At 66.6% G+C, this 22,231-nt stretch carries 21 protein-coding genes; 14 read left to right on the forward strand and 7 right to left on the reverse strand.

All coding sequences use genetic code 11. The features are described 5' to 3' along the window. The first annotated feature begins 45 nt into the window (after window positions 1-45). Complete coding sequence (locus SIL87_RS08780; protein ID WP_319613797.1) at window positions 46-1,746, forward strand: Na/Pi cotransporter family protein; 1,701 nt, start codon at window positions 46-48, stop codon at window positions 1,744-1,746. Here SIL87_RS08780 and SIL87_RS08785 read toward each other — a convergent pair. Continuing rightward, window positions 1,666-2,121, reverse strand: a complete 456-nt coding sequence (locus tag SIL87_RS08785; RefSeq protein WP_319613798.1) for an NUDIX hydrolase — start codon at window positions 2,119-2,121, stop codon at window positions 1,666-1,668. The genes SIL87_RS08780 and SIL87_RS08785 overlap by 81 nt on opposite strands. After that, window positions 2,118-4,286 (reverse strand): ATP-dependent DNA helicase RecG, encoded by a 2,169-nt coding sequence (gene recG, locus SIL87_RS08790; protein ID WP_405055222.1) that lies wholly within the window; start codon window positions 4,284-4,286, stop codon window positions 2,118-2,120. Before recG ends, SIL87_RS08785 begins: the two co-directional genes overlap by 4 nt. Between recG and SIL87_RS08795 the strand changes: the two genes are divergently transcribed. The 3 genes from SIL87_RS08795 to SIL87_RS08805 all read left to right on the forward strand — a co-directional run bounded on the left by SIL87_RS08795 (window position 4,221) and on the right by SIL87_RS08805 (window position 8,497). Further along, on the forward strand, window positions 4,221-4,517 hold the full coding sequence (locus SIL87_RS08795) for an FAD assembly factor SdhE (protein ID WP_319613800.1): 297 nt from the start codon (window positions 4,221-4,223) through the stop codon (window positions 4,515-4,517). The two genes, recG and SIL87_RS08795, sit on opposite strands and share 66 nt — an antisense overlap. Then, entirely contained in the window at window positions 4,514-7,948 is a 3,435-nt protein-coding gene (gene mfd / locus SIL87_RS08800) for a transcription-repair coupling factor (protein ID WP_319613801.1), read from the forward strand. Before SIL87_RS08795 ends, mfd begins: the two co-directional genes overlap by 4 nt. Window positions 7,949-8,065: 117 nt before the next feature. After that, entirely contained in the window at window positions 8,066-8,497 is a 432-nt protein-coding gene (locus tag SIL87_RS08805; RefSeq protein ID WP_319613802.1) for a DUF4168 domain-containing protein, read from the forward strand. Between the two features lie 34 nt (window positions 8,498-8,531). On the opposite strand, the gene SIL87_RS08810 is transcribed toward SIL87_RS08805, so the two are convergent. Then, window positions 8,532-8,876, reverse strand: coding sequence for a YbjQ family protein (locus SIL87_RS08810; RefSeq protein ID WP_319613803.1), 345 nt, complete (start codon window positions 8,874-8,876; stop codon window positions 8,532-8,534). Window positions 8,877-9,005: 129 nt separating this feature from the next. Here SIL87_RS08810 and SIL87_RS08815 point away from each other — a divergent pair, with 129 nt between their 5' ends. Further along, the gene (locus tag SIL87_RS08815) at window positions 9,006-9,875 is read left to right on the forward strand and encodes an N-formylglutamate amidohydrolase (RefSeq protein ID WP_319615941.1); all 870 of its coding nucleotides are present in this window, start codon (window positions 9,006-9,008) and stop codon (window positions 9,873-9,875) included. 86 nt (window positions 9,876-9,961) lie between these two features. Here the strand turns inward: SIL87_RS08815 and SIL87_RS08820 are convergent, their stop codons facing one another. Genes SIL87_RS08820 through SIL87_RS08830 form a run of 3 tightly spaced genes read right to left on the reverse strand, consistent with a single transcriptional unit; the run spans window position 9,962 to window position 11,909 of the window. Next, window positions 9,962-10,474 carry an OsmC family protein gene (locus SIL87_RS08820; RefSeq protein ID WP_319613804.1) on the reverse strand — a complete coding sequence of 171 codons (513 nt, stop codon included), beginning with the start codon at window positions 10,472-10,474 and terminating at the stop codon, window positions 9,962-9,964. Between the two features lie 24 nt (window positions 10,475-10,498). After that, window positions 10,499-10,960: a ribonuclease HI gene (gene rnhA / locus SIL87_RS08825; RefSeq protein WP_319613805.1), complete on the reverse strand. Its 462-nt coding sequence runs from the start codon at window positions 10,958-10,960 to the stop codon at window positions 10,499-10,501. Next, window positions 10,950-11,909 (reverse strand): homoserine kinase, encoded by a 960-nt coding sequence (locus tag SIL87_RS08830; protein WP_319613806.1) that lies wholly within the window; start codon window positions 11,907-11,909, stop codon window positions 10,950-10,952. Before SIL87_RS08830 ends, rnhA begins: the two co-directional genes overlap by 11 nt. A 68-nt stretch (window positions 11,910-11,977) precedes the next feature. Between SIL87_RS08830 and SIL87_RS08835 the strand changes: the two genes are divergently transcribed. From SIL87_RS08835 to SIL87_RS08845, 3 genes are read left to right on the forward strand one after another with little or no spacing between them, the layout of a single operon-like run. Next, on the forward strand, window positions 11,978-12,496 hold the full coding sequence (locus SIL87_RS08835) for a hypothetical protein (protein ID WP_319613808.1): 519 nt from the start codon (window positions 11,978-11,980) through the stop codon (window positions 12,494-12,496). Next, entirely contained in the window at window positions 12,493-13,275 is a 783-nt protein-coding gene (locus SIL87_RS08840; protein ID WP_319613809.1) for a class I SAM-dependent methyltransferase, read from the forward strand. The genes SIL87_RS08835 and SIL87_RS08840 overlap by 4 nt, the downstream gene beginning before the upstream one ends. Further along, window positions 13,272-14,075: an SDR family oxidoreductase gene (locus SIL87_RS08845; protein ID WP_319613810.1), complete on the forward strand. Its 804-nt coding sequence runs from the start codon at window positions 13,272-13,274 to the stop codon at window positions 14,073-14,075. Before SIL87_RS08840 ends, SIL87_RS08845 begins: the two co-directional genes overlap by 4 nt. Here SIL87_RS08845 and SIL87_RS08850 read toward each other — a convergent pair. Continuing rightward, complete coding sequence (locus SIL87_RS08850; protein WP_319613811.1) at window positions 14,062-14,448, reverse strand: hypothetical protein; 387 nt, start codon at window positions 14,446-14,448, stop codon at window positions 14,062-14,064. The genes SIL87_RS08845 and SIL87_RS08850 overlap by 14 nt on opposite strands. A gap of 30 nt (window positions 14,449-14,478) precedes the next feature. On the opposite strand from SIL87_RS08850, the gene SIL87_RS08855 reads away from it, so the two are divergent. The 6 genes from SIL87_RS08855 to SIL87_RS08880 all read left to right on the forward strand — a co-directional run bounded on the left by SIL87_RS08855 (window position 14,479) and on the right by SIL87_RS08880 (window position 22,224). Beyond that, the gene (locus tag SIL87_RS08855; protein ID WP_319613812.1) at window positions 14,479-16,746 is read left to right on the forward strand and encodes a glycosyltransferase; all 2,268 of its coding nucleotides are present in this window, start codon (window positions 14,479-14,481) and stop codon (window positions 16,744-16,746) included. A 42-nt stretch (window positions 16,747-16,788) separates the two neighbouring features. Next, window positions 16,789-17,376, forward strand: coding sequence for a nucleotide exchange factor GrpE (locus SIL87_RS08860; RefSeq protein ID WP_319613813.1), 588 nt, complete (start codon window positions 16,789-16,791; stop codon window positions 17,374-17,376). A gap of 156 nt (window positions 17,377-17,532) precedes the next feature. After that, window positions 17,533-19,455, forward strand: coding sequence for a molecular chaperone DnaK (gene dnaK, locus SIL87_RS08865; protein ID WP_319613814.1), 1,923 nt, complete (start codon window positions 17,533-17,535; stop codon window positions 19,453-19,455). 107 nt (window positions 19,456-19,562) lie between these two features. Next, window positions 19,563-20,705: a molecular chaperone DnaJ gene (dnaJ, locus tag SIL87_RS08870; protein ID WP_405055260.1), complete on the forward strand. Its 1,143-nt coding sequence runs from the start codon at window positions 19,563-19,565 to the stop codon at window positions 20,703-20,705. A gap of 111 nt (window positions 20,706-20,816) precedes the next feature. Next, window positions 20,817-21,341, forward strand: coding sequence for a glycine zipper family protein (locus SIL87_RS08875; protein WP_319613816.1), 525 nt, complete (start codon window positions 20,817-20,819; stop codon window positions 21,339-21,341). After that, complete coding sequence (locus tag SIL87_RS08880; protein ID WP_319613817.1) at window positions 21,304-22,224, forward strand: energy transducer TonB; 921 nt, start codon at window positions 21,304-21,306, stop codon at window positions 22,222-22,224. Before SIL87_RS08875 ends, SIL87_RS08880 begins: the two co-directional genes overlap by 38 nt. The last annotated feature ends 7 nt before the right edge of the window (window positions 22,225-22,231 follow it).

Here is a 22,231-nt window from a genome sequence, read left to right on the forward strand (position 1 = left end):
GGCGAAACCTCTTGTGCCGTCATCGGCCTGACCTATGATCGCCCGATGATCATCCTCACCCTGCTCGACCTCGCCGGTGCGGTGGCTCTCCTGCTCTGGGGCATCCGCATGGTGCAGACCGGGGTGCAGCGCGCCTTCGGTGCGCGTCTCCGCGGCTTCCTCGATACCGCTTTGCGCAACCGCGGCTCCGCCTTCCTCGCCGGCATCGGCGTCACCGCGATCCTGCAGAGCAGCACCGCCACCGGCCTGATGGTCACGGGCTTCGCCGCCGACAGTCTGGTCGGCCTGATGCCCGCCCTGGCGGTGATGCTGGGGGCCAATGTCGGCACCACCCTGATCGTCCAGATCCTGTCCTTCAACGTCACGGCGGTCGCGCCGATCCTGATCCTCGCCGGCGTCGCGATGTTCCGCAAAATGACCCAGGGCCCGCGCGATTTCGGCCGGGTGCTGATCGGCCTCGGCCTCGTGCTGCTCGCCCTGCACCAGTTCCTCAGCCTGCTCGGTCCCTATGAGGCCACTGCAGGATTACGTTCCGCCCTGCATTTCATCACCGCCTATCCCCTGCTCGACGTCATCATCGCCGCACTCCTCACCTGGGCTGCCCATTCCTCGGTCGCGATCGTGCTGATGGTGATGTCCTTCGCCACGCGCGGCGCCATCCCGGTCGAAGCGGCCCTTGCCCTCGTCCTCGGTGCCAATATCGGCACCGCGATCAATCCGCTGGTCGAAGGGGCTACCGGCGACGATCCCGCCCATCGCCGCCTCCCGCTCGGCAATCTGCTCAACCGGCTGCTCGGCGTCGCCGTCGTCATGCCGCTCCTGCCGTGGATCGCGAACGGGATGCGCCGCATCGAACCCGACCCGGCGCGCGCGGTCGCCGATTTCCATACCCTGTTCAACCTCGGTCTTGCTGCGGTCTTCTTTCCGTTGCTCACCCCATACGCCGCGTTGCTCCGCCGCCTCCTGCCCTCGCGGATCAACCCGGCCGATCCCTCCCGCCCGCGCTACCTCGATGCCTCGGCCGCCGAAACCCCGTTCATCGCCCTCGGCAGTGCCGCGCGTGAGGCCCTGCGGCTCGTCGATGTTCTCGAGTCCATGTTGTCCGGCCTGCGCCAGCTCGTCGAGAAGGGCGACCGGCGGCAGCTTGCTGAAACCAAACTGCTCGACGATGTGCTCGACCGGTTGAACGGCGCCATCAAAACCTATGTGGTCGGTCTCGATCAGGCCGCGATGACCGATCAGGACCACAAGCGCGCGATGGAAATTCTCCGCTTCACCACAAATCTGGAATCCGCCGGCGATGTCATCGACCGCAACCTGCTCGGGCTGATCTCGAAAAAAATCAAACGCGGTCTCGACTTTTCCCCCCAGGGCCAGGCCGAGCTGCTCGGCGCGATCGACCGGCTGCTCGCCAATATCCGCACCGCCGCCGCACTCTTCGTCCTGGACGATGCCCGTCTTGCCCGCCGCCTCGCCGCCGAAAAGCAGGAGTTCCGCGCCATCGAGGCCAATGCCACCGAAGCGCATTTCCAGCGCCTTCGCGAAGGCCGCCCCGATTCCGCCGAAACCAGTTCGCTGCATCTCGACATGTTGCGCGACCTCAAGCGGGTGAACACCCACCTTGTCGCCGCCGCCGCCTACCCGGTGCTGGAAAGCAAGGGCGAGCTACTCCAGAGCCGGATTCGCACCACGCCCGATCTGGAGGAGGCGGGCGAGGCCGATGATCCGCACCGCCTCGTCCCATAATCCGTAAGCCTCGAATGCCGCAGTCCGCACCCAGGCGATCGCCGCGACATCGCTGCCCGCCCGCGCCTCGCCCCCGGCATAATCCGCGGCAAAATCGATGATGGTGTAATGATACTCGATGCGCCCGGCGTCATCACGGTGGATCGAATCGACGGTTCCGGCCAGCCATAACGGTCCCACCTTGAGGCCGGTTTCCTCGAACAACTCCCGCCGCGCCGCCGCCTCGGCCGTCTCCCCGAGTTCCTGGCCGCCGCCCGGCAGGCTCCACGCCCCCATCGCCGGCGGCTGGCCCCGCCGCACCAGCAGCACCTCATCGCCCCGCAGCACGACGATCCCGATCCCCACCAGCGGCGCATCGGGATAACGCCGGCTCATCCCGCCACCAGCGCGCGGATCGCGCGGGCCTGATCGAACAAATGCAGCAGGAGCCGCACGGCCTGCCCCCGCTCGCCCGCCAATCCGGGATCGGCGTCGATCAGCATGGCCGCATCCTGATGCGCCATCGGAATCAAATCGGCATCCCGCTCGGCATCCGCCAGCCGATACCCCGGCAGGCCGGATTGCTTCGCGCCGAGAATATCCCCGCCGCCGCGCAGCGAAAAATCCTCATCGGCAATCCGGAATCCGTCCTCGGTCTCGCGCAGGATCGCGAGCCGCCGTCGCCCGGTCCGGCTCAGCCGGTCATGCAGCAACAGGCAGAAACTCGCCGCCTTCCCGCGCCCGACCCGCCCGCGCAACTGATGCAGCTGGGCCAGACCGAACCGTTCGGCATGCTCGATCACCATCACATTCGCATCCGGCACATCGACCCCGACCTCGATCACCGTCGTCGATACCAGTATATCCACCGCCCCGCGCGCGAACCGCATCAGCGCATCGCTCCGTACCTCGATCGGCTGCCGCCCGTGCGCCAGCGCCACCCGGTCGCCGAACCGCTCAGCCAGCGCCTGAAAACGCAGTTCCGCAGCGGCGATATCGAGCATCTCGCTTTCCGAAACGAGCGGACATACCCAGTAAACCCGCCCGCCCTGACCGATCATCCGCTCGATCGCCTCGATCACCTCCGGCATCTTGCCCACCGGATGCAGCGAGGTGCGGATCGGGGTGCGCCCGGCGGGCTTGTCCGTGATCCGGCTGATCGTCATTTCGCCCCAATGCGACAGCAGCAGCGTGCGCGGAATCGGTGTCGCGGTCATCACCAGCATATCGGTCGCGGTCCCCTTGGCGCCCAGCGCAAACCGCTGATCGACCCCGAACCGATGCTGCTCGTCCACCACCGCCAGACCCAGATCATGAAACGCGACCGATTTCTGGAAAATCGCATGGGTGCCGATCACGATCGGAATCGTTCCATCGGCAATCCCCGCCAGCGTCCGCCGCCGCTCGGCCGCCTTGAGCGATCCGGTCAGCAACGCCACCGGCACCGGGCAAAGTCTCGAAAGCGTCGCGAAATGCTGGCGCGCCAGAAGCTCGGTCGGGGCCAGCAGCGCCGCCTGCGCCCCCGCTGCGACCACCCGCAGCATCGCGAGCACGGCCACCAGTGTCTTGCCCGAGCCGACATCGCCCTGAAGCAGCCGCAGCATCCGGTGCGGTGCGGCCAGATCGGCGTCGATCTCGGCCAGCACCGCCGCCTGAGCAGGCGTCGGCTGGTAGCCGAACCGGGTGAGGGCGGTCTGCCGCAAATCTTCTCCGCCCGAAAACGACCGGCCCGGTCGCCTGCGCCGGCGTCGGCGGATCAAGGCGAAGGCAATCTGGCGCGCGAGCAGTTCGTCATACGCAAGGCGCCGAGCCGGCTTGTCATCGGGGATATCCGTGGGTGCCTGCAAAGCGCGCAGAGCGACACCGAATCCGGGCCATCCCTCTTTTCGCAACACCCCGGCCTGCTGCCATTCCGGCAGATCCGGCAACCGCGCGAGGGCGCCGTTCATGGCGCGCGCCACCACTTTGGGCACCAGCCCGGCGGTAAGCCCCCAGACCGGTTCCACCAGCGGCAACCCCGCCTCATTGGCAGCAGGCACCACATAGTCCGGGTGCGGCAGCGAGGCCCGGTCGTTGAACCGCTCGACCTTGCCCGAAACCGTCAGTTTCGCCCCCACCGGAAACTGAACCAGCCGCGCGGCATGGAACAGCGTGATCTCGCCGAACCCGCTGGCATCGCGGATCACCACCCGATGCGGCGATTTCGCCCGGTCGCCCTTGTCGTGACGCATCACCTCGACCGTGAAGGTGCCGACCGTTCCGGCCACCGCATCCTTGAGCAGATACCGCTCCCGCCGGTCGATGAAATGCTCCGGCAGGTGGAACAGCAGGTCGCCGATCGTCGCCCCGCCCACCGCGCGCGCCAGCAGCGCCGACAGCCTCGGCCCGAGTCCGGGCAGGCTGTCCAGCGGCGCGCGGAAAAATGCGAGCGAATCGGCAGGATCTGTCGTCACGGGCTGACAGTGGCGCGGCCCTCCTCTATATCGCAAGTCATCATGGAACCTGATCCGACCGACGCGTTGCTCCAACGCCGCCGCCGCCTGCTCTATCGCGCCACCCATCGCGGCACCTACGAGAACGATCTGGTCATCGGCGGCTTCGCCCATAAGCACATCGCAACGATGGACGAGGTTGCGCTCGATGCGTTCGAAGCCGTGATGGAACATCCGGACGCCGAACTGGCCGATTGGCTCACCGGCCGCCTGCCGATTCCGGACGATGCCGATTCCCCCATGCTCCGCAGCATCCGCGAGCAGGCCGCCGAAGTGGCGCAGAGCAAGCAGGGACGATGAGCCTGCTGACCGTCTATGGCGCGCCCGAAGGGTTCGACGCCGCGCTGATCGCCCGCCGCGCCGCAGAAGCCGGCGTCGTGCTTCACATCGCGCGCGACGATGCCCGTCTCGCCCGCATCGCGGACGCTCTGGGCTTCTTTGCGCCGGATGCCGAAATCATCCGGTTCCCCGCCTGGGATTGTCTGCCCTACGACCGCGTCTCGCCCAATCCCGCGATCATGGCCGAGCGCGTCTCCGCTCTGGCGCGCCTGCTCGATCCAGCGACATCGCAGCGCATCGTCCTGACCACGATCAACGCGGCGGTCCAGCGCACCCCGCCCCGCAGCCAGTTCAAGGGGGCGAGTTTCGCCATCGCCCCGGGGGCATCGGTCGCGCCCGACGAACTGGCGCGTTTCCTCGAACAGCACGGGTATCACCGGGTCGGCACCGTGATGGAGCCGGGCGATTTCGCGATCAGGGGCGGCATTTTCGATGTCTGGCCCTCCGGCGAATCCGCTCCGACCCGGATGGACCTGTTCGGCGACGTGGTGGAAACCCTCCGCCGCTTCGATCCGGGGACCCAGCGCAGCGGCGAGCCGGTCGCCTCGCTGGTGTTCCGCCCCGCCTCCGAACTCCCGCTCGATGCAGACTCCGTCAGCCGGTTCCGTACCCGGTTCCGCGAGGCGTTCGGCGTCGATGCCCTGAAAGACCCCACCTACCTCGCCATTTCCGAGGGCCGCCGCCAACCCGGCATGGAGCATTTCGCCCCGCTCTTCGCGGGTGCGATGGAAACCATATTCGACTACGTCCCCAACGCGGCGATCAGCCTCGACCACCAGTCCGGAGACGCCGCCGCCGCGCGCTTCGAAATGATCGCGGACCATTATCAGGCCCGTCTGGCCCCCGCCCGCCCTGGCGAACTGCCCTATCGGCCGATCAAGCCGGAATTGCTCTATTTCGACCAGACCACCTTCACCCGGCTCCTGTCCTCGCGCCAGGCCACCGAATTCTCCCCCTTCGGCAAGCCGGATGGTGCCACAGGCGTCGAAGCCGGTGGACGCCCCGGCGCAATCCTGGCGGCGGGCCAGTCCGGTGTCTCGGTTTACGACGAATTCAAGTCGCTGGCGGTGCGCTGGCGCGAAGCCGGCCGCAAGGTGATTCTCGCCGCCTGGAGCACCGGCTCGCGCGACCGGCTCGCCGCCCTGCTGCGCGACCACGGCATGCGCTCGATCCCGATCGACAATGCCGCCGAAGCCCGGATCGCGCAGGGCGACGCCGTCCTGCTCGCCGTGCTCGGTCTCGAACGCGGCTACGTCGCCGATGATTTCGCGATCGTCGCGGAACAGGACCTGCTCGGCGCCCGCATCGCCCGTCCGCCCCGCCGCCGTCAGCGGGCCGACCAGTTCATCGCGGATGCCACCGAAATCGCCGAGGGCGATCTGGTCGTCCATCAGGAACACGGCATCGGTCGCTACGACGGGCTGGTCACCCTCAGCGTCGATGGTGCGCCGCATGACTGCCTCCGCCTGCTCTACGATGGCGACCACAAACTGTTCCTCCCGGTCGAGAATATCGACCTGCTCTCGCGCTTCGGCACCGAAACCGCCGGCGTCGGGCTGGACCGACTCGGCGGCGCGTCATGGCAGGCCCGCAAGGCACGCGCCAAAAATCGCATCCGCGACATGGCCGCCGGACTCATCCGCATCGCCGCCGAACGCAAACTGCACGACGCCCCGCTGCTCGCCGCCGAGGACGGCGCGTTCGGCGAGTTCTGCGCCCGCTTCCCCTACACCGAAACCGAAGACCAGGCCCGCGCCATCGCCGATGTGCTGGAAGACCTCGCGTCGGGAAAACCAATGGACCGGCTGGTCTGCGGCGATGTCGGCTTCGGCAAGACCGAGGTTGCCCTGCGTGCCGCCTTCGTCGCCGCCATGTCCGGCACCCAGGTCGCCGTCGTGGTGCCGACCACCTTGCTCGCCCGCCAGCACTACCGCCTGTTCGCCGAACGCTTCGAAGGCCTGCCGATCAAGGTGGCGCAACTCTCGCGTCTGGTCACGGCCAAGGACGCGGCGAAAACCCGTGCGGAACTGGCGGACGGCACGGTCGGCATCGTCGTCGGCACCCATGCCCTGCTCTCGAAATCGATCGCCTTCGCCGATCTCACCTTGCTGATCGTCGACGAGGAACAGCATTTCGGCGTCGCTCACAAGGAGCGCCTGAAGCAGCTCAAGGCCGATGTCCACGTTCTCACCCTGACCGCAACGCCCATCCCGCGCACCCTGCAGCTCGCCCTCACCGGTGTGCGCGACCTGTCGCTGATCACGACCCCGCCGGTCGATCGCCTCGCGGTGCGCACCTTCATCATGCCGTGGGACGCGCTGGTGATCCGCGAAGCCATCGCGCGGGAACGCTTCCGCGGCGGCCAGTTGTTCTGCGTGGTTCCCCATATCGAGGATATCGACCGGATGCGCGAGCGTCTGGCCGAAATCGCCCCCGATCTCCGCTGCGCCACCGCCCATGGCCGCCTCGCGCCCACCGAGATCGAACGGGTGATGACCGAGTTCAGCGAGGGCAAATACGATGTCCTGCTGGCGACCAACATCATCGAATCCGGCCTCGACATGCCGGCGGTCAACACTATCCTGATCTGGCGCGCCGACCTGTTCGGCCTCGGCCAGCTTTATCAGCTCCGGGGCCGGGTCGGGCGCGGCAAGCAGCGCGGCTACGCCTACCTCACCTGGCCCGCATCCCACAAACTCGCCGCCTCCTCGCAAAAGCGGCTCGAAGTCATGCAGACGCTCGATACCCTCGGAGCCGGTTTCACCCTCGCTTCGCACGATCTCGACCTGCGCGGTGCCGGCAACCTCCTGGGCGATGAGCAATCCGGCCATATCCGCGAAATCGGCATCGAACTCTACCAGCAGATGCTTGAGGACGCCGTGGCGGATCTGCGCGCCGCCGGCAGCACGGGCGAGCGCGAACGCGCCCGGGACTGGACGCCGAATATCAGCCTCGGCCTGCCGGTGCTGATCCCCGAAACCTACGTGGCCGATCTGCCGGTGCGCCTCGGCCTGTATCGCAGGATCGGGTCGCTCGGCACCGATGCCGAGAGCGAGGCGCTCGCCGCCGAACTGGTCGACCGCTTCGGCCCGATGCCACCGGAAGTCGAAAATCTGCTCGCCACCGTCGCCCTGAAACGCACATGCCGCGAAATCGGCATCGAGAAACTCGAAGCCGGGCCGAAAGGCATGGTCATCGGCTTCCGCGGCAATTCCTTTGCCAATCCCGGCGGGCTGATCGCCTGGCTCGCCACCCGCGCCGGCGTCCTGCGGCTCCGACCCGACCACAAGCTGGTCCTCGCGCGCGAGATGGACGTGGCCGCCCGGCTCGCGGCGGCGCGGGACATCGTGGCCAATCTCCAGCGGATCATCGGCCAGTCACAGGCGGCATGACAAGGGCGACATTGCGAACGCATGGCCTAATTGCAATTTGAACCCGCAGGATCGTTGCTCATCTCTTCGTGATGAAAGCGTCCTGCAGTGGGGCGTTCCATCAACGAAAGGTCGTTCATGGCACACCGTAACGCAACCATTTCATCAATCCGGCTCGGCGCGGGTCTGCTGGCCGCAACCCTGATCGCCGCTCCCGCCTTCGCGCAGACCATGGCGCCGGGAACCACGCCCGGTACATCCTCGGGTACCATGATGCCGGCTGGCCCGGCATCGAGCGCGACCATCGCCAGGGCCGGGCGCGCCATGCACGACGTGATGGCGATCAACCAGCGCTATGCTGCCAAACTGACGGCCTCAACCAATCCGGCAACCAAACAGCAGATCGTCGCGCGCGCGAAGCAAAAGGCCGTATCAGCGATCACGTCACACGGATTGTCGGTCGGCCAGTACAATCAGGTCCTCGCCTCGGCACAGAGCAACCCCGCTCTCCGCCGGCAACTGCTCAGCGACGCCGGACTATCGGGCGCGGCCCCCACCGCCCACGATTGATCCCGTTCGCTGAATGGTCAGGGTCGGGCGATCGTCAGTTGATCGGATGGAGGATCACCGCCGTTCCGTAGGCAGTAACCTCGTTCATCGCCTGACCCTGACCCGCATCGAATTCACCTGAATCGAAGCGCATGCCGATCACCGCGTTCGCCCCGAGCGCGGCGGCATGCGCCTTCAGCGCTTCGAGCGCCTCGTCCCGGGTCTGATTGACCATGGCGATGTAACCGCCCTGCGCCCCGCCGAACACCGCGCGGATACCACCGAGAAAATTGCCGACGATCGTCCGGCTTCGAATGGATGTGCCGAATACCGGCCCGATCACGCGATCGATCCGGGCATTTGCCACTTCATTGACGGTGACCACCAGTATATCGGGCATCTGCCTGTCCTTCCCGGACGTTCATGTGAGGTTCGGCTGACATATCATTGACCGCACCGGATTGCATCGGCTTTATGATCGCCAGAGATGGCCATGGATGTAACCACCCCCGATCTGCCGCAAACCGGGATGCACGATCCCGCCGCCTCAGCGCCGGTCGCCACCGCTTTCACCATTCGTCGTCCCGCGCGCCAGACGAGTCCGGTCGTGATCGCCTCACCTCATTCCGGCAACCTCTATCCCGCCGCCTTCATCGCCGAATCCCGGCTCGACGCCCGTGCGCTGCGCAAGAGCGAAGACAGTTTCGTCGATGAACTCTGCGCCTGCGCGCCATCCCTCGGCATGCCGTTGCTCGCCGCCGGATTTCCCCGCGCCTATTGCGACGTCAACCGCGAAGCCTGGGAACTCGACCCGGCGATGTTCGAGGACGCGCTGCCCCCCCACGTCAACACCACGAGCCCCCGGGTCGCTGCCGGCCTCGGCACCATCGCGCGCGTCGTCGCTTCCGGCGAGCCGATCTACCGGCATAAACTGCGCTTCGCCGAGGCCGAATCACGCATCGCAACCTGCTGGCAACCCTACCACGACGCCCTGACGGATCTGATGGCGACCACGAAATCCCGGTTCGGCGCGTGCCTCCTGCTCGATATCCACTCGATGCCCTCGCCCTACGGCCACGCCGCGCCCGGCCATGGTCCGGATATCGTGCTCGGCGATGCCCATGGCACCGCCTGCGGCCGCTCGGTCGTCGGTCTGATCGAACGCGAGCTCCGCGCCGAAGGCTTGAGTGTGCGCCGGAACGACCCCTACGCCGGCGGCTACGTCACCCGCCACTACGGTCGGCCACGCGAGAGACTCCACGTCGCCCAGATCGAGATCGCCCGGCCTCTCTACATGAACGAAGTCCTGATCACCCGCGCCGCCGGTTTCGACGCCCTGCAAGCCCAGCTATGTCGGGCATTCGCAAATGTCGCACAACATAGTGCCGTACTTCTATAATTTAACGAGCAAAAAAGGACCGTTCCAACGCCCAAGACCCAGATGAAAAAAGTTTTTTGCTTCTTTTTTACAAAAAAGAAGCCTTCCTACCCCTGACCACCCCGAACCACCGATATCTCCGGCGGATTCCGTAGCGTCTGGAGAATGACGCAATATCGCTCCGTGCTCGCAATCAGGCGTTCGACGGTGGCGGCATCGGCGTCGGTTTCGAGATCGAATCGCAGCGCAATTTCCGTCACCCCGACCGGTGCCGTCCTGTCGATCGCGAGCGTACCCCGCGCGTCCCAGACGCCCTCGGCGGTGATCGTGCCGCCTTTGATCGGAACACCCATCGCGGTCGCCACCGCCGCCAATGTCACCCCGGCGCAGGCGACCATCGCTTCGAGCAGCATATCGCCCGAACAGGCGAGTGCCCCATCCCCGCCAGCCGCCGGGTGCAATCCCGCCGTGACGCTGCCATGCGGCGACTCGATGACACAGGCGATCCGCCCCTGATCGATCCGCCCGACAGCACGGGCCGCGATCCGCGCGCTGGCGGGGTCATCGCGATACGATTGCTTCAGCGGCGCCTGGACGGCGCGAAGTTCAGCGGCGTTCATCACAATCTCCTGACATTAACCGGGTCAAAGGCCTCCGCCGACAATAGCGTCTCTTGCGCGGGTCGCCAGCACATCCACCCTCTCGTTCATCACATCCCCCGCATGTCCGCGTACCCAGAGCCATTCGACGGTATGCGGCTTGGCGGCCGCCAGCACGCGCTGCCATAATTCGTAATTCGCGACCGGATCGCCCTGCGCGTTGCGCCAGTTCCGCCGCACCCAGCCCGCATGCCAGCGGGTGATGCCGTTGCGAAGATACTCGCTATCGGTATGCAGCCGCACCTTGCATGGCCGCTTGAGCGATTCGAGCGCCGCCGCCGCCGCCGTGAGTTCCATCCGGTTATTGGTGGTCTGGCGCTCGCCGCCCGAAATCTCGCGCTCATGATCGCCGAACCGCAGCACCGCCGCCCAGCCACCCGCACCGGGATTGGGCTTGCAGCCGCCATCGGTCCAGATTTCGACGATGCTTTCGGATTCAAAGGCCATAATCGGAAGCCGATCGGGTCTGAGCATGAAAACGCAGGCGACGATAATAGGGCATAGGGTCCTTTCGGGTCACGAGCGCGCCATCCGGCGTATTGATCCAGTCGTACAGCCGGGTGAGCAGAAAGCGGATCGCCGCCCCCTGACACAGCACCGGCAGCGCAGCGGTCTCGGTCGCGGCAAGCGGCCGGATGCTCTGATATCCACGCAGCAACGCGCGCGATTTGGTGATGTTGAACGTCAGATCCGCCTCGAAGCACCAAGCATTCAGGCAGACCGCGATATCATAGGCAAAATAGTCGGTCGCCGCGAAATAGAAATCGATCAAGCCCGAGATCGCGCCATCGAGGAAAAACACGTTGTCGGGAAACAGATCGGCATGGATCTGCCCGCGCGGCAGATCCTCGGGCCACGCAGCAAGGATTCGGTCAAGCGCCGCCGCGAGTTCAACACCCCACCCCGGCTGCACCCGATCCGCGCTCTCCCCGCACCGATCGAGCAGCGGACGCCAGCCATGCGGCCCGAGCGCATTGGCTCGCTCGGCGGCATAGCCGGTCCCGGCTTCGTGCAGCCGCGCGAGCGCCGCGCCGAGCGGCCCGCAATGCGCCGCCGTGGGCCGACGCGGCCAGATCCCGGGCAGAAACGTGGTGATCGCCGCGATCCTCCCGGCAAGCGGATTGAGGTTCGCCCCGTCCTGCGCCCGCACCGGCAGCGGGCAGGGGAGGGATTGTGCCGCCAGATGCTCCATCAACCCGAGAAACCACGGCAATTCCACCGGATCAACCCGTTTTTCATACAGGGTCAGAATGAAATCGCCTTCGGTGGTGCGCAGCGAATAATTGCTGTTCTCCACCCCTTCGGCGATGCCGCGAAACGCCACCACGCGCCCAATTTCATAACGTTCCAGAAACGCCGCCAGCGCATCGTCGGTGACTTCGGTATAAACTGCCATGGCCGCCGGAGATGACCGATCCCGGTTTTGATGGCAAGGGAGGGGTGATGTTCTTCCAGGAGACCCACGTGACCCGATTTGTCCCGCTCGCCGTGCTGCTCGCCCCGCTCGGCCTGGCCGCCTGCACCGGCAGCAAAACGCCCGATCTGTATTGCCCCCAGGTCGCGGTCCTCCAGCAGGCCAGCCGCGTGATGCTCTACCAGGGTGCCTCGACCGATATCGCGGACCAGACCCTCGATTCCCGGATCACCGGCGTCGCCGGCAAATGCAGCCCAGCCGGCAAGGACATGGAACGCGTCACCTTCCGGATCGGTTTCGCCGCCACCAACGGCCCCGCCTCGCGCCTCACCGGCCAGACCCTGCCGTATTTCATCGCGATCACGCAGGGTGACCGTATCATCAGCAAGCGTGTCTTCCCGGTCAGCTTCGACTTCCGCAACGGGGCCGAGCAGGCCGTGGCCAGCACCACCCCGATCCGCCTGATGTTCCCCCGCGCCGCCCGTAGCGCCGAGCAGCAGGTGCTGGTCGGGTTCCAGATGAACCAGGCCGAACTCGACACCGCAACCGGCGCCGCCACCTCCCGATGACCGCCGACGTCACCTCACCGGCCCCCATCACCCACGGCACCAAAACGAGCGAGGTGATGCCGTTCCACGCCGGACTCGAGTATTTCGACTGCCTCAGCCGCCTCCACACCGCTCTGGCGCCGTCGCGCTACCTCGAAATCGGCGTCTGGCGCGGCGAGTCGCTCCAACGCGCGAACGCCGCCTCGATCGCGGTGGACCCGCATTTCCTGATCGACCGCGACATCACCGGAACCAAGCCCGCCTGCCATTTGTTCCAGTGCGGCAGCGACGAATTCTTCGCCACTCACGATCCCCTCGCGATCCTCGGCGGCCCGATCGACCTCGCCTTCCTCGATGGCATGCATTACTTCGAGTACCTGCTCCGCGATGTCGCGAACACCGAGCGGGCCTGCCATCCCCGCAGCGCGATCGTCCTGCACGACTGCCTGCCGATCGATGCGCTGATCACCCCGCGCGACCAGTCCGAACATCTCCGTCGCGATGCCATCGTCCCCGGCTGGTGGGCCGGCGATGTCTGGAAAGTCCCGGTGCTGCTTCGCCGGTTCCGCCCCGACCTGCGCATGATCGCCTTCGATGCCCCGCCCACCGGCCTCATCGTGATCACCGGACTCGATCCGGCCAATACCAGCCTGAACGAAAACTACGCCGCGATGGTCGATGCCATGATGCACGTCGAACTCGCCGATTTCGGCACGCGCCGTCTGTTCGACTTGCTCGATCCCCACCCCACCGCCCTGCTGGACGACCCGGATGCCCTCCGCGCCGCCTTGTTCGCGTGACCGCCTCCCCGATCACCGGCGCCGCCCTGATCACCGGCGGCGCGAAACGGATCGGTGCCGCGATCACCCGCGCCCTCGCGGCAGCCGGTCATCCCGTCGTGATCCATTACCGCAGCGCTGGCGGAGAGGCCGATGAGCTTGCCGCAACCATAACAGGGCAGGGGGGTCGTGCCTTCACCCTCGCCGCCGACCTCGCCGACCCCGCAATGGTCGAAACCCTGATCGCGCGCGCCGCCGCTCTTGCCGGCCCGATCGACATCCTGATCAACAACGCCTCGCATTTCAGCTTCGACCGGCCCGCCACCGTCACCGCCGAATCGCTCGCCGCCCATTTCGCCCCCAACCTCGCCGCCCCGGTGCTGCTCGCGCGCGACATGGCCGCCCGGATCGCCGAAAGTCATGGCGTAGCGGGGGCTCACGGCGAGCCCGGGCGGCGCGGCCTGATCGTCAACATCCTCGATCAGAAACTCGCCAACCTCAATCCCGACTTCTTCGCCTACACCATCGCCAAGGCCGGCCTCGCCGCAGCCACCGAAATGCTCGCCATGGCGCTGGCCCCGAACATCCGCGTCTGCGGCGTCTCCCCCGGCCTCACCTTGATCGGCGCGAAGCAGTCGGCGGAAAATTTCGTCCGTGGCCAGCAAGCGACCCCGCTGCGCCACGGTTCCAGCGCCGGGGATATCGCGCGTGCCGTCATGTTCCTCGTCACCACGCCTTCGATCACCGGGATCAATCTCCTGGTCGATGCCGGCGAACACATGATGCACCGCCAGCGTGACGTCTCGTTCAGCGTCGAATGACCCGCCGGACCAACCGGGCCATCGGCAACACCGCGCGCAGGGCGCGCGGCCCCTCCGGCCAGACCAGCTCCTCGGCGAGCCGATGCAGCCGCGCAACCTGGTCTTCGAGATGCTCGATCCGCCGGTCCCGTGCCGCAATCTCCGCATCGAGCTCGCCGATCCGGCGATTCCGCTCCCTGATATGGGCGATTTCGCCATCGAGCGCGGCTTGCACCGCCGTCACCAGCGCATCGAGTTCGTCGATCCGCCGGTTGCGCGCGGCGATATGCGCCTCCGCGTCCCCCAGCGCCGCCTCGCGCGCGGCGATCATGCGGCGCAACACCGCATCGAGCCCGGCCGGCAGCGGCAGATCGCGAACGGCGTCATCGGTCATCGCTCTCATCTACGCGATTTCACCAGTCCGATGAAGCCTCCGGTCCTCGTCGATGCACGCTGCCTGCAGCATCCCGGCTTCGCGCGTCGCGGCATCGGGCTGCACATCGCCGCCATGCTCGGTGCCGAACCGGCACGGCGATTCGACATCACCCTCCTGTTCGACCCGCATCTGCCCCCGCCCGCGCCCGATCTTGCCGCACTCGGCGATCACGCGACCACCACCGCCTATGCCGCAAGTCGCAACGGCGCGATCCTGCTGCAACCCGCCCCGCTCAGCTTCCCGCCCGACCCGATCCGTCGCCTGCTTCATGCCCCCGCTCGAAGCGTACCCGTCCAAAGCATTGCGGTCGTGCTCGATTTCATCCCGCTCGACCATCCCGCGATTTACCTCGCCAGTCCCGATCAACGTCGCGCTTATAGGGCCGGTCTCGCAGCGCTGCGTCGCTACACCCGCTATCTGCCGATTTCCCACGCCACCGCCGCCCGGCTTCACAGCGTGCTCCCCCGAAGTGCGGGCAAGACCGATGTCACCGGCGTCGCCCTCCGCGACTCGCTGCGTCCGACCGGCTCACCGCCCGATCTCACCTCACGCGCCGGCACATTGATCGTCAGCGGCGATGACGCGCGCAAGAACCCCGAAATCGTCATCGATGCGAGGCTTCCCGGCCCGATCCGCTTCGTCGGCATCCATGACCCGAGCACCCGTGCGCGCCTCACCGCACGTCACACGGCAAAAGGCGGCGCCCCGGACTCGCTCCACTTCCTACCCCAGCTCGACGATACCGAACTCGCCCGCGCCTATGCCTCCGCCCGGCTCGTGATCGCCCCCTCGCGCGCTGAAGGGTTCTCGATGCCGGTGATCGAGGCGATCGCGCAGGGCACGCCGGTTCTGGCGGCCGACGAACCGGCCCAGGCCGAACTCATCCCATCCGCCCGGGACCGCTTCGATCCGGACGATGCCGCAACCCTCGGCACGACCGCGCGACGGCTCCTCACCGACGATGCCGCCTGGCACGAAATCAGGGACCGCCAGGCCCCGGTCTGGCGCGATTTCACCACTGAAGCCGTCGCGTCCCGGTTCTGGGCTCGGCTCTGGGCCCCGTTCGATCATCTCGCAGCCCCCGCGATCCTGCGCTCCGCCCGCCCGCGCATCGCTCTGCTGTCGCCTCTGCCACCCACCTATTCCGGCTGTGCCGACCACAGCGCCGGCCTGCTCGACGAAATCCGCCACCTTGCCGAGGTCACCGCCTTCAGCGACACCGCCGCACCGGTTCTCCCGGAAGGCGTGGCGTTCGGTGGCCGGGCGGATGGCACGATCATGACCTCGTCGCGCTTCGATGCGCTGATCACGGTCCTCGGCAATTCGATCTTCCACCGCACCGAAATGCGCCTTCTGCTCGACTACGGCGCGGCGGCGATCCTGCACGATGCGCGCATGATGGGCTTTTACCTCAGCGCCTGCGGGACCGCGCGCGCAAGGGGCGTCGCCGCCGCGGAACTTGCCCGCGATGTCACCGATCGCGACCTCGATTCCTGGGAACTCGACCAGTTTGCGATGCCCGCCCGGTTCATCGGTGAAATCGCTGCAGCCGCAAGCCCCCTGATCGTTCACGCCGCAGACACCGCCCGTTTCGTCGCCGCGCGGCACGGCGTTCAACCGGCTCTCCTGCCGCTGCCACCGTACCGCCTGCCGGACCCCGCCAGCCTCACCCGGGAAGGCCGCGCCGCAGCGCGCGCGCGGCTCGGCCTCGAACCCGATCACCTGCTTGTCGTAAGTTTCGGCCATGTCCATCCGGGCAAGGACCCCTACCGCACCATCGACGCTTTCGCCTGCCTCGCCGCGATCAGGCCATGCCGCTTCGCCCTGGTCGGCGCCGGCAATCCCGGTTTGATCGCGGCGCTCGCCGCCCATGCCCACGCGCACGGCATCCCGTCCGGATCGATCGCCCTCGGTCCCGATCAGGTGGACGAACAGGCCTATCGCGACTATCTCGCCGCCGCCGATGCCGCCCTGCAACTCCGGCGCGCCCCACCCGGGAGTATCTCCGGTGCCCTGATGGATATCGCCGCCGCCGGCCTTCCCGGCGTGGCAGCGGCCACGCTGACCGAAGCGCTCCAGCCGCCCGCCTATATCCACCCGGTCGACGATAACGCCGACCCCGCCGAAATCGCTGCCGCGCTTGCACTCCTCCTCGATCAGGACCGCGCCCCGATCGAGGCGCAGCGCCGCGATTTCGTCGCCTGCCGCAGCATGGCGCGGTACGCGCGCGCACTGCTCGATGCGGTCATGTCATGAGCCCGCTTGTGTCCTGCCCGCAGCCATCCTAATTCCTCAGCCATGAACGACGATACCATTCATCCCGAGGCCGAACCGGCCCCCGAGACCATCGACTCCCTTAACGACGCGGCCCCCACCGCCGAGGCGCGGATTGCCACGCTCGAAGCCGAAGCCGCCGAGTACCGCGACAAATGGATCCGCGCCCAGGCCGAGATGGAAAATCTGCGCGCCCGCACCCGGCGCGAGGTCGAGGATGCACGGCTCTACGCGGTGCAGAAATTCGCGGGCGATGTCGCCGAGACCGCCGAGAATCTCCGTCGCGGCCTCGAATCCCTGCCCCCAGCCGCACCCGACGAATCCGAGCTTCTGGCCAAATTGCGGGACGGTTTCGCGGGCGTCGAACGCAGTTTCGTCGCCATGCTGGAGCGCAACGGCATCAAGGCCGAGGAACCGGTCGGCGCGATGTTCGATGCCAACCGCCATCAGGCAATGGCCGAGCAGGAAACCAGCGATGCCCCACCCGGCACGATCATCCAGGCCTGGAGCCGCTCATGGCTGCTCAACGGTCGTCTGCTGAAACCCGCCATGGTCGTGGTCGCGAAAGCGCCCGCACCCCCGCATGGCAGTCATCTCGATGTCGAAGCCTGAAATTTAGCCAAATCTTGATCGCCTGCCGTTAATTTAGCGGCAATCACAAAATCGGCTCTTGTGCCCGAAGGGTCGCTTCAATACATCTTGGGCGTGAAACAAGGGATGCGCCCGATGCTTCGGGTCCGGCACATCCGCTGCAAAGGAGAAGTTTCTATGAGTAAGGTCATCGGTATCGACCTCGGAACCACCAATTCATGCGTCGCGGTCATGGAGGGCAAGGATGTCCGCGTGATCGAAAACGCTGAAGGCGCGCGCACCACGCCTTCAATGGTCGCCTTCGCCGAAAACGGCGAGCGCCTGATCGGGCAGTCGGCCAAGCGCCAGGCGGTCACCAACCCGACCAACACACTCTACGCCGTCAAGCGCCTGATCGGTCGCCGGTTCGACGATCCCACCGTCGAGAAGGACAAGGGCTTGGTCCCCTACGGCATCGTGCGCGGCGACAATGGCGATGCCTGGGTCGAGGCACGGGGCCAGCGTTACGCGCCCAGCCAGATTTCATCCTATATCCTGACCAAAATGAAGGAAACCGCCGAAGCCTATCTCGGCGAAACAGTCACCCAGGCGGTCATCACCGTCCCGGCCTACTTCAACGACGCCCAGCGTCAGGCGACCAAGGACGCCGGTAAAATCGCCGGTCTCGAAGTCCTGCGCATCATCAACGAGCCGACTGCGGCAGCCCTTGCCTATGGCATGGATAAAAAGCAGGCCGGCACCGTCGCGGTGTACGATCTCGGCGGCGGCACGTTCGACGTCTCGGTGCTCGAACTGGGCGACGGCGTGTTCGAGGTGAAATCCACCAACGGCGATACCTTCCTCGGCGGTGAGGATTTCGACCAGCGCGTGATCGACTATCTCGCGGCCGAGTTCCAGCGCGAACAGGGCATCGATCTGCGCAAGGACAAGCTGGCCCTCCAGCGCCTCAAGGAGGCGGCCGAAAAAGCCAAGATCGAGCTGTCCTCCTCGAAGGAAACCGAAATCAACCTGCCCTTCATCACCGCCGACGCCTCCGGGCCGAAGCATCTCGTGATGAAGCTCACCCGGGCGAAACTGGAATCCCTGGTCGACGATCTGATCGAACGGACCATGGGCCCGTGCCGCGCGGCCTTGAAGGACGCAGGCGTCACCGCCGGCGAGATCGACGAAGTCATTCTGGTCGGCGGCATGACCCGCATGCCCAAGGTGATCGAGGCGGTCAAAGCCTTCTTCGGCAAGGAACCGGCCCGTAACGTCAACCCGGACGAAGTCGTCGCGATCGGCGCCGGCATCCAGGGTGCCGTGCTCAAGGGCGACGTCAAGGACGTTCTGCTGCTCGATGTCACGCCGCTCTCGCTCGGCATCGAAACCCTCGGTGGCGTCTTCACCCGCCTGATCGACCGCAACACCACGATCCCGACCAAGAAGAGCCAGACCTTCTCGACCGCGGATGACAACCAGACCGCCGTGACCATCAAGGTCTTCCAGGGCGAACGTGAAATGGCGGCGGACAACAAAATCCTCGGCCAGTTCGACCTGATGGGCCTCCCCGCCGCACCCCGTGGCGTGCCGCAGATCGAGGTCACCTTCGACATCGACGCGAACGGCATCGTCTCGGTCTCGGCCAAGGACAAGGCCACCGGCAAGGAGCAGCAGATCCGCATCCAGGCCTCGGGCGGACTTTCGGACGCCGACATCGAGAAAATGGTCAAGGACGCGGAAGCCAATGCCGCGACCGACAAGGCCAAGCGCGAACTGGTCGATGCCCGCAACCAGGCCGACAGCCTGGTGCACCAGACCGAAAAAACCCTCAAGGAAAACGAGGGCAAGGTTTCGGATCAGGACAAGGGCGAGGCCGAAGCCGCAATGGCTGCGGCACGCACCGCGCTCGAAGGCTCCGATCTCGAAGCCATCAAGGCAGCGACCGACCGGCTGACCCAGATCGCGATGCGCGTCGGCGAGGCGATGTACAAGGCCCAGGCGGAAGCGGGGCAGGCAGGCCCCGGCGCCGAAGCACAAGGTGCCGAGTCGTCGAAACCCGGCGAAAAAGTAGTCGACGCCGAGTTCGAGGACGTGGACGACAAGAAGAAATCGGCTTGAGCGAACCCCAGCGCCGCTGACGAAGCCTAACGCTCCGGACCAGAGATGGTCCGGGGCTTTCTTGTTGTAACAGGTCGTTTTCGATCGAAATTCGAGGTTGAGCCGCCATCATGGCCAAGACGGATTATTACGAACTGCTCGGCGCGCGGCGCGGTGCCTCGGCCGACGAACTCAAAAAAGCCTATCGCAAGATGGCGATGCAGTATCATCCCGACCGCAACCCCGGTGACAAGGCAGCCGAACAGCGGTTCAAGGACGTCAACGAAGCCTACGACGTCCTCAAGGACGACCAGAAACGCGCCGCCTACGACAAATTCGGTCACGCCGCCTTCGAAAACGGCGGCGGTCCCGGCGGATTCGGCGGCGGCGGCTTCGGGTTCGAAGGCGGTATCGGCGATATTTTCGAACAGATGTTCGGCGAGGCCATGGGTGGCCGGCGCGGCGGTGGCCGGGCCGAACGCACCGGCGCCGATGTCCGCGCCGCCGTCGAAATCGACCTCACCCAGGCCTTCGCGGGCACCAAGGTCGAAGTCCGCGTCCCCACCCGCGTCGCCTGCGATGCCTGCAACGGCACCGGCTCCGCCGACAAGCAGGCGAGTTCCGACAATTGCCCGACCTGCGGCGGCGCCGGTCGGGTCCGCGCCCAGCAGGGCTTCTTCGTGGTCGAACGCACCTGCCCGACCTGCGGCGGCGCGGGCCGCACCATCCGCAACCCGTGCCGGGTCTGCGCCGGCGCTGGCACCTTGCCGCGCGAGCGCACCCTCTCGGTCGCCATCCCCGCCGGCGTGGAAGACGGCACCCGCATCCGCCTCTCCGGCGAAGGCGAAGCCGGCGGCAAGGGCGCACCGCCCGGCGATCTCTACGTCCACGTCGCCATCCGCCCGCACGCCATCTTCCAGCGCGACGGTGCCAACGTCTTCTGCCGCGTTCCCCTGCGCATGAGCCAGGCGGCACTCGGCGGCGAAATCGAGGTCCCCGCCATCGATGGCAGCCGCGCCCGCGTCAAAATCCCCACCGGCACCCAAACCGGCGATCAGTTCCGCCTGCGCGGCAAGGGGTTCTCCGTCCTGCGCAGCACCCAGCGCGGCGACATGTACATCCAGGTCGCGGTCGAAACCCCCCAGAACCTCACCAGGCGCCAGCGCGAACTCCTTGAGGAATTCGAGCGCGAGGCCGGCGGCAGCACGTCCGGCAGCCCGGAGCACGAGGGATTCTTCGCCAAGGTCAAGGAGTTCTTCGAAGGGCTCTGAGCATCGCGCAGCGGGGACAGGATTAATTTAATGGAATGTAACACCTCGTTGTGTTTTCCCGCCCAAACTGCAATTGAGACTCACCGATCAACCTTGCCGAGGCATCCGATCATGAAGCCGATCACCACCCTTGCCATCGCCGCCATCGCCGTTGCCGGTCTCGCCGGCTGCACCGTCGCCCCGCCAGCCGCCCCCACCGTCGTCGCCATGCCCGGCCCCGGCGTGAGTTTCAACACGTTCCAGCAGGACGACAATTACTGCCGCTATTACGCGAGCCAGCGCAGCGGCAGCGGCAGCGGGGCGGCCATGGCCAGCCAGTCCGCCACCAACACCGCCATCGGCGGCACGCTGCTCGGAACCGCAGCCGGTGCCCTGCTCGGAGCCGCCGGCGGCAATGCCGGGGTAGGTGCGGCCATCGGTGCCGGCTCGGGCCTCCTGCTCGGCAGCGCCGCCGGCGGCGGCAACGCCCAGGGTGCCGCGGACTCCATGCAGGCGCAGTACAACGTCGCCTACGCCCAATGCATGGTCGGCCACGGCAATAAAATGGAAGGCTATGCCGGCGGTTCCGGCCCATCCTACGGCTATGGCGCGCCCGCCTATGCGCCACCCGGCTCTTACGCGTATCCGGGTTACTGATCCGGCGCCCGCCACCGGGCCCGGCCTGGGCGGTGCGCCGCGTGCCCTCGCGCGCCGCCGCCCCGAAGCGGATGACTGGTTCATCCCGCTGCCGATCTCGCTTGCCGTCCACGCGGCAATCATCCTCCTGCTCCTCTACGCCGTCCACCGCCAGCGCCTGACCCCGCCCTCACCGGAATCCAGCATCGCGGTGGTGTTCCAGAACACCGGCCTGCCGCACAGCGCAGCCCATAACGCGGCCCCCAAAGCTCCGGTGAAGGCCCCGCCCACCATGGAAACCCTGCCGCCGCCGCCCCCGCCCCCGCCATCCCCCGCGCAGCCGCAGGCCCAGCCACAGGTCAATCTCACATCCCCGTCCGACATTCCCTTCCACCTGCCGAAGGAAATCATCCCCGCGCCCCCGCCGAAACACGCCATCCCGGCCCACCCCCATCACGCCCCGCCCGCGCCGCCCCGGAAATTCATGGTGATGAACGGCATGTCCTTCGGCAGCCACCCCACCACCATCATCAACCGCGCGCCCGGAGCCCTCAACCTCGCTCCGCCCCAGTCCGACCTCGCCCGTCAGGCCCCCTCGATCACCTTCAAGGGCAATGCCGGCCCCGATTGGGAAAGCGCCTTCAACAAATGGGTCAACGAACACAAATATTACCCCGAAGCCGCCGCCGCCCAGAACGAACAAGGCAAGGTCACGATCAGCTTCACCGTGTTGCGCAACGGGCAGGTCACCAACCTTCACCTTGTTCGCAGCTCCGGTGCCCCCCTGCTCGACATGGCCTGGTACGGCCTGTTCCGCGGCGTCCGCGTCCCGCCATTCCCCCCCGGCTCGACCGCCAAACAGGAACAGGTCATCGCCACCATGCATTTCGTCCTGATCCACTGATCGCGCG

The sequence above is a fragment of the Acidiphilium acidophilum genome, from assembly GCF_033842475.1.
Taxonomy (GTDB): domain Bacteria; phylum Pseudomonadota; class Alphaproteobacteria; order Acetobacterales; family Acetobacteraceae; genus Acidiphilium; species Acidiphilium acidophilum.